The following is a 12,888-nucleotide window of genomic DNA, read 5'->3' as shown; positions in this document are numbered from 1 at the left end:
CACACAGCACTGAAAACAAGACGACTAGAACGAAGGAGACACGAAGCATGAGCAAACTGACCAACAAGGTAGCGATCGTATCGGGCTCCGGCCGGGGCATCGGCCGCGAGATCGCGCTGAAGCTGGCAAGCGAAGGGGCGGCGGTTGTCGTCAACGATCTTGACGCGGAACCGGCCGAGGCCGTGGTCCGCGAGATCACCACGATGGGCGGCCGGGCCGTAGCCTGCGTGGGCAGCGTGACCGAGGCCGACTTCGGCACGCGCTTCGTGGGTACCGCATTGCAGACTTTTGGCGGGCTCGACATCATCGTCAACAACGCCGGCTATACGTGGGACAACGTGATCCAGAAAATGACCGACGACCAGTGGTCGGCCATCATGGATGTGCACGTCACTGCGCCGTTCCGCATTCTGCGCGCTGCGGCGGACTACTTCCGCGAGACCTCGAAGCAGGAAGCCGAGCAAGGCCGCGAAGTATTCCGCAAGGTGGTGAACATCTCCTCGGCCTCGGGCGTGATAGGCAATGCCGGCCAAGCCAACTATTCGGCGGGCAAGGCTGCCATCAACGGCCTGACCAAGGCGCTGGCCAAGGAGTGGGGACGCTACAAGGTCAACGTCAACAGCGTCGCGTTCGGCCTGATCAAGACGCGCCTGACCGAGGCCGTAGCAGGCGAAGGCCATGCCACCATCGACATCGCTGGCAATGAAATCAAGGTGGGCGTGAATCCGCAGCTCATGAAGAACATCGAGGCCACGATTCCGCTGGGCCGTGGCGGCACGCCCGCCGAAGCCGCCGGCTCCGTCTACCTGCTTTGCATTCCGGAATCCAACTACATCACGGGTCAGGTGCTTGTGGTGGGTGGCGGCCGTCCCTGAACGGAAGGAGACCGAGATGGATAACGCAAGACGCCGCGCGCTGCGCCGGCTAGGCTGGGGCATGGCGGGCGTGGCCGGCATGCAGATTGCGCTGCCCAGCCGTGCAACGCCGACATATCCCTCCCGCGCCGTGCGGCTGATCATGCCGTACGCAGCCGGGGGTACCGGCGATGTGGTGGCGCGTCTGATTGCCGAGGGGCTGGCCAAGACCTGGCAGCGCCCCGTGGTGGTGGACAACAAGCCTGGCGCGGGCGGCATGATCGGCGCCGATCTGGTCGCCAAGTCCGAGCCAGACGGCTACACGCTGCTGATGGCGCTGACGGGGCTCGTGCAGGCGCCATCGCTGTATGGCAAAGCCGCCTACAACCCGGTGCGCGATTTTGCGCCGATCTCGGAACTGGCTACGTCCCATCTGGCACTGGTCGTGCAGCAGGATTTTCCGGCACGCACCGCGAAGGAGTTCGCGGAGCACGTGGCGCGCCAGGGACAGCCGCTACCCTATGGCACCTATGGCCTCGGTTCGAGCGGTCATCTGCAGATGGAAATCTTCGCTCGCGCCACTGGCATCTCGCTGGTGCACGTGCCGTACAAGGGCGAGGGTCCGCTGGTCAACGATCTGCTCGGCCGGCAGATCCCCGCTGGCGTGGTTGGCGCGGTCACGGCACGTCAGTACGCGCAGGCTGGCAAGTTGCGCCCGCTTGCCGTGGCCGGCGGGAGCCGTTCGCCACTGCTGCCCGATGTGCCGACGTTCCGGGAGTCCGGCTACGCCGGGCTGGAGCGACAGGGCTGGATCGGCCTTTTCGCGCCGGCAAATACGCCCCGCGATGTGGTCGACAAGATCAGTCGCGATGTGAATCGCGTGATCGTGTCCGATGCGCTGCGCGCGCGGCTGGTGGACATGGGCATCATCGTCAAGGGCAGCACGCCATCGGCATTCGCGGACGTCGTCAAGGCCGAGCAGGAATACTGGGCCGACGCGATCCGCGCGGCCAACATCCGGCTCGAGTAAGCCGGTATCCCCACACGCTCCACTCACTCAACCACCGGAGACAACATGAACGCTCGCGAGCAAACGGCTGCCGAACAGATTGCAGCCCCGTTCTCGATCACCCCCGTGACGCCCGTCATCGGCGCGGAGATCGGCGATATCGATCTGCGCGAAACGCTGGACGATCCTACCTATCAGGCACTGCGCCAGGCACTGGTGCGCCACAAGGTCCTGTTCTTCCGCGATCAGGACATTACGCCCGCGCAGCACGTGGCGCTTGCCCGGCGCTTTGGCGAACTCGAGGTCCATCCGGTCTTTCCACATCACCCCGACCATCCCGAGCTGGTGCTGCTGGGCGGGAACAAGGATACGAAGGGGCGCGAGAACATCTATCACTCGGACGTCTCATGGCGTGCCGTGCCGTCGATGGGATCGATGTTGCGCTGCGTGGAATGTCCGCCGATGGGCGGCGACACGATCTGGGTCAACATGGCCCAGGCGTATGCCGGACTGCCGGACGATGTGAAGGCGCGAATCGAGGGCCTCGAGGCGGTGCATGACCTGATGCCGGGGTTCGGCGCGCGCATGTCGGCCGAGGAGCGCCTTGTCAACCGCGAGAAGTTCCCGCCCGCCACGCATCCGGTGGTGCGCACTCATCCTGAAAGCGGCGAGAAGATCCTCTACGTCAACGAAGGCTTCGTGACGCACCTGGCCAACTATGGCGCGCACATCCAGTATCGCGTGGGGGCGGATTTCCGCCTGGGCGAGCTCGACCTGCTGCAGTACCTCTATCGGCAGGCCACGGTGCCCGAATATCAGGTCCGGATGAAGTGGCGACCCAACACCATCGCGTTCTGGGACAACCGCTCCACCCAGCACTACGCGGTGCAGGACTACTTCCCCGCTGTGCGTCGCATGATGCGTGCGACGATCATCGGCGAGCGTCCAGTCTGAGGCCGCGCTCACTGGCACGGCGCGCCCGTGAGCGCATCATGGTGGCGCAGCGCCGCCGGTGGCTATCGAAGCAGTCCAAGACTACGCCCGATGGCGACGGCTTCCGTGCGGCTCTGCGCGCCGAGCTTGGCGTTGATCTTGCGCAGGTGAGACTTGATCGTCAGCTCCGACACGAACATTTTCTCGGCGATCACGCGATTGCGATGGCCTGCGGCAAGCATCTGCAGGACTTCCTGCTCGCGGGTCGTCAAAGGCTCCGCGATGGCAGCGCCGCGCGCCTTGTTCACTTCCTCGCCGGCCACGGCCAATGGCGTCGGAATCTGCGCAAGCACTGTGCGGACGAACTGAAGGTCGATGCCGGCGCGTACGATCTCCGCTTCACGCGCGTCGGCCCATCGCCTTAGCAGATCCGCCAGACGATCGCCTTCGTCCACGAACGTCCGTACGAGCCCTTCATGACTGGCGAGCCGCATGGCCTCGGTCAACGGCTCGAACGCTTCGGACTGCCTGCCCGCGCCATCGAGCGCCATGGCCAGCAGAAGCCGGAGCTTCAGTGCACGCCAGTGCCGCTGGCGTTGGGTGGCAACCGCGATGGCATCGGCCAGTTCTGACGCGGTCTGTTCATGCTCGCCATGCGCGATCGCGAGTCTCCAGCCGATCGAGTCCGGGAAGTCGATGTCGTTCGCATGGCCATAGCTGTCACTCGCGGCCCAGTCGGCGTGCAGTTCGGCGCTGCGCAACGCCTGATCGGCGGCATCGAGCCGGCCTTCGATCGTGGCAACGCGCACGCGCTCCAGCCAGGCCGAACAGATGGCGCGCGGCAACTGAATGCCGCGGCCGATCTCCTCAAGCTCCGCCAGCATACGCAGCCAGCGGTCGCGGTCGCCGCCCAGCAGCGCCAACCGCGCCGAGAGAATGAACCCGGCAATCATGGCGTCCGGCGGCGCGTAGCCCTTGCAGTAGGGCATCGCTTCGGCCAGCACGCGTGCGCAATCCTCGAGAGCGTTCGCCTCATAGAGGGCTGTGGCCCATGCCGGAAGGAAGGCGTGTCTGAGACTGCTCACCTCGCTAGGGCTCCAGCCTCGCTCGGCGACGGCGCGGAACCGCGCAAGTGCATTGCTGAGTCGGCCCTGCACCAGATCGATGACGCCTTCGAGAGAATCCGCGATGCCGCGCTGGAATCCTGTCCGCACATCGTTCGCACCCGGCATCAGGCGCGACAGCACACGGCGCGCGTCCTCGTACCGATGACTGGCCACCAGCGAAAACGCCTGCGAGTTGACCACGCTGGCGTACCGGAAGGGCGCGTCCGGGGGAATCCGCTCCAGATGCGCCAGGCCGGCGGCCAGACACGCTTCGATCTGGTCGGTCATCGCCAGCAGCACACATCGCAGCGTCTCGACCTCGAAGGCAATCTTCGCCTGCTGGTCGGCGGGAACATCCGCCGCAAGCAACGCCGCCATCGTCTGCATCGCTTCCGAATAGCGGCGATTGAGCAACAGGACCCAGGCATAGGCCAGACCCATGCGATGGGGGTCCGCGAGCAAGCGCTTGCGGTCGATGCGGTCGAGCCATCGCGCCAGCAGTCGCACGCGGCCCGCCTGGAACAGGGCTGGTGTATGGATGGCGATCAGCGGCAGCGCCTCATCGTCAAGTCCGGCTTGCAGCAGGTGCTCGATCGCCGGGACGGGACGATCCTCCGACAGGTACCAGCGCGATGCCGCCACATGCAGCGCGCGCGCCTTGTCCGGATAGGTCACTTGCAGCCGATGCTGCAGGAAGCTGGCGAAGAGGCTGTGATAGCGATACCACTGATGCTCGCCATCGAGCGGCGTAATGAACAGGTTGTTCCGCTCCAGGAAGCTCAGCATTTCGCGGCTGTCGTGCCGTCCGGTCACGGCATCGCACAGTGGCGCCGACAGTTGGCCAAGCAGACTGGTCTGTAGCAGGAAGTCGCGGCAGGATTCGCTTTGCCCCATCAGGATGTCTTCCGCCAGATACTCGGCCAGCTCGATATTGGTACCCGAGAACGAGCGGACGAACGCCGCATGATTGGGATGTCCGCGCAGCGAGAGCGTGGCCAGGTAGACGGCTGCCGCCCAGCCCTCGGTGCAGCGCCATAGCGTGGCGATCTCGCCGTCCGGCAGCGGCAGCCCGCACTTGTCCCGGATGAAGCTGGCGGCCTCTTCCGCGCTGAAGCGCAATGCGGCCGGGTTGATATCCAGAAGCTGGCCCCTTGCGCGAAGTCCACCAAGGCCGAGGTCTGGCGTGGCGCGCGTGCCGATGACCAGCACACCCTGCGGCGACAGCACTCTGACCAGTTGCTGCAGATATTCGGTGATCGCGTCATTCTGGATGACTTCGAGATCGTCGAGCAGGATGGCGAATGGGTGCGCATAGGAGGCCGCGATCTCGATGATCTCGTGCGCGATGGTTTCGCCAGCAATGGTGTCGGAGCGTTCGTCGCGCTGATGGCGGGTCAAGCCCGGCAGCCTGAGCAAGCCCGTGTGGAGATGCAGAAGAAAACGCTGCAGGTCATTGTCGGCGGCATCGCATCGCAACCACACGCAGGCTCGCTGGCCGGCCTGGCACCGTTCCAGGTACTGCTGCATCAGTGTGGTCTTGCCGAAGCCGGCTGCGGCGCGGACCAGGATCAGGCGGGCCGAGGCGGCGTCCACCATCACGTCGACAAGGCGCGAGCGGACCAGATGATTCGGCAAGGCGCGGGGCGGCACAAGCTTGGAGGCAACCAGTCCCCGCCGCTGCGTGTCACTGTCACCGGGCTTGCGGCTGGTCGCTGCGCTCATTGCTCCTTCCCTCACCATGCGTGGCGTGGGGCGTTCGCCATGGGTTATCTCCGTTTGATCTTTTCTGGCGGCACTTGCGGCACGCTTGTGTCCCGCGGCTGTGATCTGGTCGTCGCCATTTGAAAAGCTGCCGCAGATTCTGCCATGTCGACGGCACGACCGAGATTCTCCCATCGCGGCACGAGGCTGTCGTGGTTCTTTCGAACTAGCGGGACCGATGACATATGGCTGCCGGCCAGATCATTCGAGACGCTGATAGTGTTTGGGAGGCTGCGGGCGACTATGCGCCGCAATGATTGCGATCTTCTCGTATTGCGCTCTGGAATTTCTTCCAGTGAATATCGCCAATTTTTGCTGTTTTCCTCAAATGCGCGGGCAACGGCCTCTGCGGTATACGCACGGCACGTATACACCATATATGGTGGCCAGGTGGCGCGTAAACCGTACCAATGGGGCGTCCGCGCACGAAGCGTACCCAACGCTGCGTATGTTTTTCTTTAATAATCAATGCCAAATTGAATTACACGATTTCTGGAAATTCCGCCCGTTTGGGTGCCTGAGAAGCCAGATTGCGATGGGGGTGACGACGCGGAATCCGCCCATTGGCCTTCATCAAGGTGCGTGCGACACGACAAGAAGCCGCTTGGGCGCGTGGAGAACGGCATCGGGCGGTTTGATTTGGTGATCTTTCTGGAGAGACCCATCATTCCTTCTATGAATTCTGAAAATGATGCACCTTCGGTGACATGCAGTCGGCGGACGCGACATCAAGGCGTCGATGCTGTGGCCGCAGCAGTTGGCCCTGCGCGGGCGTTGCCGTCTGGGGGTGTGTTGCCCTGCCCTGGCCGCCGTGCAGTCGTCCAGGCTTATGCCAGCGCTTCACCGGGGGGCCTAGACCGGGATGACGTCACTGTGCGGGGCCCGATTTGCCGACAGGCGGGCCAGAAATCGGTATTCGATCCGCCACTCAGCAAGATCAGGAGTTCACTATGCTTCAGGCAAAAAATAATTTACATTGCACTTTGTGATGCAGAACAGGCCGGATGAAACAGGAGACTGGATAATCCTGTTGTAATTCAGTCACTTATGTGCGGATGGCCAATGTCGGCGTTCGCGCACGCCGGACGAAATCCCAAGCGCACAAAGTGCATTCAGAGGCCATAGACCCCCATGCCTGACGATCGAGATACGCTGGCCGCCACGAAACTGACGCGAACGGAATTTGCCGTCGTGCGGGCGTACGCCCAGGGCATGAAGCCCCTTGAGATCGCCAACCGGTACCTGCAGGACCCCGACGACGACGACGATCTGACCGAGCACCAGGCCATACAACGCATCCTGGCGCTGCGCGATCGGTTGGTCCAGTTCGCTTTGCAGCATGATCGCCCCGATATAGCGGAGATGTTCGAGGCGCTGCGCGGGCGCTCCGACGCCGGCATGACTCGCCGGGTAGATGCGCTGACTTCGATCGAACAGTTGGGCCAGGGGCGCCCACTTCCGGGGCATCAGGTCTCCCTCTGGTTCGGCCCCAGCCTGTCTCGACGACTGATGGCAGCCGGCATCCGGACGATCGCCGACATGACCGACCTGGCCAATCGAAAAGGCAGCGGCTGGTGGCGTCATGTGCCGCGTATCGGGCGACATTCTGCGGAGATCATCGTCCGCTGGCTTGCCACGCAATCCGCCCAGACGGCGCTCAAGGTCAGTCCGCATGTGCTCGCATCGGCACAAATAGTGGATCGTAAAGCACTTTATGCGAGGCCATTGGGACGAGGTATGGCATTCCCTGTTCCGCTTGAACTGATGCGTGCACCGGAAACATTTGCTCCCTGGGCGATGGCGCTGGGGGAAGAACTCAAAGACGTTCAAGGATGGGTGGCAGCACGGGCGAGCTCTCCAAACACCTGGAAGAGCTACCGTCGCGAGGCCGAGCGGTTTCTGCTCTGGGCTGCCGGGCAAGGTAAGTCATTACGTGCCATGGCTGCCGATGACCTGGATGCGTATCGGGCGTTCCTTGCCAATCCGGAGCCTTCATCATTCTGGTGTGGCCCGGCCGGTCCGCGTGACAAGGCGCACTGGCGGCCATTCGAAGGGCCATTGCGTACCAGTTCCTGCGAGGCGGCGATGCGGGTGATCAGCGCGCTGTTGCGGGCATTGCGCAAGGGAGATCCGGCCAGGTTGGCGCGGAGCGGCGTGGTCGATGATGGGACTGCCACCGTGCAGGCATCCTCCAAACCGGCGACGTTACCCCGCGAGACGATCGAATCATTCCTGGCCTGGCTGAGTGCCAGCCCGTCTTCACCACGGCAGCGTGCCGCGTTGGCGGCAGCGCTACTGCTCGCTCGTCACGGAATCCGGATCGTCGAACTGGCTTCGTTTCGCCTGGTTCATTTTTCCTACTCACCGTCTGCGGCGCCCCCTACGGGCCGGCTGCTGCTCGAAGCAAAGAGTACGGCGAGGCGTGGCGAGATCGTCCTGGATCAGGATGCGTGGTCCGCCCTGTCGGCCCATTGGACGGACCGACAACTGGCGTGGGATACGTTGAGTGAGGGATGGGATCCTGATGCCGCGTTGCTGGCGCCGATCGAGTACCCGTCGACAGCTCGGGGGCGAGCCAAGCAATCGATAGCGACGGCAGGTTACTCGGCCAGTGGCTTGGAGCAATTGCTCCGGGCAAGCTGGAGACGTTTTGCCGAGACGCACGACGTCGACGTGGAAGCCTTCACGCCGAGGCAGTTGCGGTTGGGGTGATTGCGATCCAATAGAGCAGTTTCGTCACCCGATTGGATCGCAATGGATCCTCATGGTTGGAAGATGCTCAGATCAGCGTCTTGTCCAACCCGAAGCGGGCCTTGAGGACGTCCAGCAGGTCTTCCCGGGCACTGCGGTCGGTGAGTTGAACATCAAGCATGACACGGCCGGAGTCCCACTCTTTGATCGTCCCGAGTAGCTGGCCCGATTCTGTCCGAATCTTGTACTGGCGGCTGATCTCCTTGACCTTGCGGGACTTCCCTTCCTGGGCCTGCTTGCGAATCGCTTCGACCTCGCGGCTGGACATGCCGTCGTTCATGATGCGCGTGGCCAGATCGCGCGTGCGGTCTTCGCCGGCAACCTTGCAGTACAGCGTCAGCTCGTAGCCGGTAGCAATCCCGATCGCGCTCGGACGTTCGCGCATAACCGCCAGAACGGACTCGGGCAGCTTGAGCAAGGCCAGTGTCTTGTTGACGGTGCCGGCCGACATTCCGGTCAGTTCGCAGATTTCGTCCTCCTTCTGAACCTTGCCCTCATCGAGCAACTGGCGCCAGGCGATCGCGTTGTCGAGTGCGGACTGGTCCGACCGCTGCTCGTTGAGCAGGAAGGAAAGGCGATAGAAATCGAGATCGCTCAGGTCGGTCTCGATGAAGCATTCCATCTCGAGCTTGCCCGCTGACGCCAGTGCGCGCTTGCGGTAGTGACCGTCGATCAGGATGTAGTGGCCGGGACGGGTCGGGTCGGACGCAGCCAGACCCGGCGTCTTTTGACCATGCGTGGCAATCGACGCCGCGCGCTCCTGCACAACCGCCGGATCGTAGATGCGGCGGGCATTGAAGGGGTTGTCATGCAGCTGGGCGATGGGAATCTTTATCAGCGTCCGCCCTTCGATCACGCTCTCATCACTTTCAGCGCTGAAAGTCGATTGCGGCGGGATTGCGCGCGCCGACTGCAACAGCCCATTTGGATGCTGGGAAATGGCCGCCTCCGCACGCGCGAACCGGTCGATCGCGTCGCTGCGGGTCTTTTCTGCGGCCATGCCGGCGAGCATCCCCGCCTTGAGACTCTTCAATTTCGTTGCCATAGGTATTACTCAATCAGGGACAAGATTTCGTCCACCATCATGTCGACTTCCTGCACGGCCTCGCGTGCTCCCGGCACGCCATGCACCGTGCAGCCAATGGCTTGGCACTCTCGAAAGGCCGATCGCGAACCGACCATTGCGTTCAACAGCGGAACATCGCCGTCATCACCGAGGATCTCGATGGCCTGACGCGCAATAGACACGCGGCGCTGGACCATGTTCGCCATCACACGGATCTGAAGCGTTTCATTCTGTACCTGGGCGTGCTGCGCCAATGTTTTGGCGGCAACGGCTGCCCAGAGGTCTGGCGGCGACGGCACGACCGGGATGATTGCCAGATCGGAGATCAGCAAGGCGCTCGATGGGGCTGCAGAATGGACGGCAGGCGGGCAATCGACAAGGATGTAGTCGTAATCGTTGACGAACTTGCGCACTTCCCGGTGCATGGCGCCTCCCGATGGAGCCAATCCGATCACTGAGGCCGGAAATGGGCGTTCGTCGCTAGCTTGCGCAGCCCAGCGCGTAGCAGTGCCTTGCTCATCCATATCCACCAACAGCGACCGGGCACCGCGGAGTCCAAGCGTGCCAGCGATATGCATACTGACTGTGGTCTTGCCGCAGCCGCCCTTTTGGTTGAAAACGGTGATGATCTTTGCTGCCACTACGGCCTCACTTTCAGCGCTGAAAGCGCGAATGATGGTATTCAGTTAAGGCGTCACTTTAGCCAAATAGACATTCCGCTACAACCCGTTTTTCAAAAATTGAAAATTTGAAATCTGATCGAGAGCGTAAAGGCGTTACAGGGCGATCGCAAGCGAGAGATGGCCCGCCAAGCAATGGAAATCCGCCTGAATTGCCTGCGCAGATCGCTTCTTCTTGAAAAGCGGTACGGAATCCGCCTAAAGTAGGGGTAGTGCGCTCTACGGCGCACATGACACCGCAACACATTGTGGTTATGATGCCTGCTACAGTCGAGTCAAGTCGTGTCAACCTCGTCGGCTTCCGTTCGGTTTCTACGAGAATTCAACATGCTTGAGCGGTTGTTTGCGCTGTGTAACGAACTTGCTTCGAAAGGAAATTCTTATGGCAACCGGTACGGTCAAGTGGTTCAACGAGACCAAGGGTTTCGGCTTCATTACTCCGGATGACGGTGGTGCAGATCTGTTTGCTCACTTCTCGGAAATCCAGGGCAGCGGCTTCAAGACGCTGAAGGACGGTCAACGCGTGACGTTCGAAGTGAAGCAAGGCCCGAAGGGTCTGCAGGCATCTGCAATCAAGCCTGCGTAAGCTGGACCACCACCAGCGCCGGCGTATCGCGTCAGTGACTCGTCCGGCAGCAAAAAAGGCAAGCGTAACGCTTGCCTTTTTTGTTTCGCCCTGCCAAGGGGATCAGGAAAGCTTGCGGACGCTCGTTCGGGATGGCTGCAGGATCAGTGCCTTCGAAGAATCGGCATCTACCTTCGCACCAGGATAGACCACGAGCACATCCTTGAGCGCCTTACGGAACAGCGCCCGGAACTTGCGCTCGCTCTCCGTTTCCGTACCGAACTGCATCTGCAAGGCTTCCCAGGGAATCTCGGTGCGCCGCTGAATCGTGAAGAAGCGATACGTCAGCCACGAATACACGTCCAACGCGAAAGGCGACTGCTTGAGTGCCTTGAGCGCACGCATATCCACGGGTACCGGGCGGTTGACCAACTCGTTGAAAAACGGCTCGGACAACACCACGAAGCTCTCGAACATCGAGCCTTGCCCTGGCTGCATCGGATCCCACCATGTCGACAGCTGATCCGCCAGCAAGTAGCCAACGCGATCGATCGATAGCGGTTCATGATTCGGCGCCTGATTCGGCACAGGCACCGACTTGTTCTGCACGATCGCAATCGTCGCGGAGAACAACCGAATCATCTGCTGGCGTACCAGCGTCATCGTCCCACGCTTGCCCCCCGTGGCCATCGGGATGCCCAGGTTGTACATGAACTCGGACAGCGAGTTGCCAAGGGAAATACGTCGATCCTCGACGGTTCCAGTGAACTCGCCTCGCTTCTTCTTGGCCATGATCTCCTTGCCGATCCAGGCCAGCATCAAGCGCGGATAGGACCCGTAAGGGTAGCCAAGGGATACAGTTTCCGAGACGAGCTTCTGCCGGCCGTTCGTAGCCCGCTCGGAGCGCTGCTGCGTGAAATAGCCAGGCTGGATCATCAACGAGATGTTGCCACTAGTGCGCGTCCACACCGGCGGCGCACCCTTTGGGGCGCGATAGGGCAACGTTACCTGTACGCTGGCACGGCTCAGAAAGCCTACTTCACCGCTTTGCCATGCGTCCTCGCGTTCCATGGCCTGAGCCTCGTCGAACAGGCGCTGGAATTTTTCGGATGGGACAAGGCCGTTCTCGTTTCCGGGAACGATGATACGGGATGGCTCGTTGTCCCCTACCAGGACGGAGCGATCCTCGTCGATGGCCATTGAGCGTTTGATCGGCATATTGACGGGCTTCGAATTACCCGCCTTTGTACGCGATCACGTAAACGTTGTCACGCAGAAACGGGTACGTATACGTATTTCCCATGCCTTCGTGCTGGCTAACGGGTTTCAGGTGCCGGGTATCCGGCTAGTGGCGAGATGGCAGGTCGACGGTGGGCAATCCCGAAGGGTTGTCCACGGTTGCCTGCTCATCCACTACAAGTAAACGATACCGATACGGGTTAACTACTCGTAAACCGTATACGGTGTGACTCGAGCCCTGATTACAAAAGAGAATTTGACCCTACTTGTACCCGTTTCTGCGAGTAAACGTACCTGATTCTGCGAACGGCCGAACCCGAATCTGCGACAAACCGAACCCGTTTCAGCGCAATCGCCGAACCGGATTCTGCGTGGATAAGTCACTGATCCCACAGGGTTTTCCACAGCAGGAAAGCACCAAAGCGTACCCGTTTCTGCGCCGAAGCCTCGGGGGCCGTCGATATGACACGCACTCTTGCGTCCGAAAGGGTGTTGTCCACGCAGAATCGGGTACGCAAACGGCTTGTCAGCATCGCGAACCTGCCCTAGGCGTACCCGATTCTGCGTCCGTATCGGCCGATAGCGAACCTGTTTCTGCGCTGAGCCCCAATCGGCACGCAAAAACACCAAAGCGTACCTATTTCTGCGGCGTACCCAATTCTGCGAGTGGGGCCGAAATCACCCGCACAAGCGCATCGCGTACCCATTTCTGCGTACGCGAATGTCATACGTAAGGACGCTGGCGTACCTATTTCTGCGAGCCGAGGTAACGTATACGGTCAGCTTCACGGGCATGCGGTACGTATACATCGGGCTTATTAAAAAGCTAGTGCACACTTCGCACGTATACGTTCAGAGTGGCTTATTGCGTTGCGTACCTGTTTCTGCGGCGCGCCTCCGTATACATACGAGACTAAAGACAAA

9 protein-coding genes are annotated in these 12,888 nt (G+C 61.5%); 5 read left to right on the top strand and 4 right to left on the bottom strand.

Features of this window, described 5'->3' with window-relative positions:
* Positions 1-47: 47 nt before the first annotated feature.
* From RMET_RS18210 to RMET_RS18200, 3 genes are read left to right on the top strand one after another with little or no spacing between them, the layout of a single operon-like run.
* Positions 48-875, top strand: a complete 828-nt coding sequence (locus RMET_RS18210) for an SDR family NAD(P)-dependent oxidoreductase (protein WP_029309705.1) — start codon at positions 48-50, stop codon at positions 873-875.
* A gap of 16 nt (positions 876-891) precedes the next feature.
* Positions 892-1,884 carry a Bug family tripartite tricarboxylate transporter substrate binding protein gene (locus RMET_RS18205; protein WP_011518034.1) on the top strand — a complete coding sequence of 331 codons (993 nt, stop codon included), beginning with the start codon at positions 892-894 and terminating at the stop codon, positions 1,882-1,884.
* Positions 1,885-1,929: 45 nt separating this feature from the next.
* A complete protein-coding gene (locus RMET_RS18200) occupies positions 1,930-2,817 on the top strand; it encodes a TauD/TfdA dioxygenase family protein (RefSeq protein ID WP_011518033.1) in 888 nt (295 codons plus the stop codon).
* 62 nt (positions 2,818-2,879) lie between these two features.
* Here RMET_RS18200 and RMET_RS18195 read toward each other — a convergent pair whose 3' ends face one another.
* Positions 2,880-5,624, bottom strand: a complete 2,745-nt coding sequence (locus tag RMET_RS18195; RefSeq protein WP_011518032.1) for a LuxR C-terminal-related transcriptional regulator — start codon at positions 5,622-5,624, stop codon at positions 2,880-2,882.
* 1,170 nt (positions 5,625-6,794) lie between these two features.
* Between RMET_RS18195 and RMET_RS18190 the strand changes: the two genes are divergently transcribed.
* Positions 6,795-8,375 (top strand): phage integrase family protein, encoded by a 1,581-nt coding sequence (locus RMET_RS18190; protein ID WP_011518031.1) that lies wholly within the window; start codon positions 6,795-6,797, stop codon positions 8,373-8,375.
* Between the two features lie 67 nt (positions 8,376-8,442).
* Here the strand turns inward: RMET_RS18190 and RMET_RS18185 are convergent, their stop codons facing one another.
* Together RMET_RS18185 and RMET_RS18180 are read right to left on the bottom strand one after the other, a co-directional pair.
* On the bottom strand, positions 8,443-9,459 hold the full coding sequence (locus tag RMET_RS18185; protein WP_011518030.1) for a ParB/RepB/Spo0J family partition protein: 1,017 nt from the start codon (positions 9,457-9,459) through the stop codon (positions 8,443-8,445).
* 5 nt (positions 9,460-9,464) lie between these two features.
* On the bottom strand, positions 9,465-10,121 hold the full coding sequence (locus RMET_RS18180) for an AAA family ATPase (RefSeq protein ID WP_008646379.1): 657 nt from the start codon (positions 10,119-10,121) through the stop codon (positions 9,465-9,467).
* A gap of 421 nt (positions 10,122-10,542) precedes the next feature.
* Here RMET_RS18180 and RMET_RS18175 point away from each other — a divergent pair, with 421 nt between their 5' ends.
* Entirely contained in the window at positions 10,543-10,746 is a 204-nt protein-coding gene (locus RMET_RS18175) for a cold-shock protein (RefSeq protein ID WP_006159056.1), read from the top strand.
* A gap of 102 nt (positions 10,747-10,848) precedes the next feature.
* On the opposite strand, the gene RMET_RS18170 is transcribed toward RMET_RS18175, so the two are convergent.
* Entirely contained in the window at positions 10,849-11,943 is a 1,095-nt protein-coding gene (locus tag RMET_RS18170) for a replication protein RepA (RefSeq protein ID WP_011518029.1), read from the bottom strand.
* Between the last annotated feature and the right edge of the window lie 945 nt (positions 11,944-12,888).

Origin of the sequence: Cupriavidus metallidurans CH34, assembly GCF_000196015.1 — a bacterium.
In the GTDB taxonomy this organism is placed as follows: domain Bacteria; phylum Pseudomonadota; class Gammaproteobacteria; order Burkholderiales; family Burkholderiaceae; genus Cupriavidus; species Cupriavidus metallidurans.
This window is presented reverse-complemented; position numbering and strand designations above follow the sequence as displayed.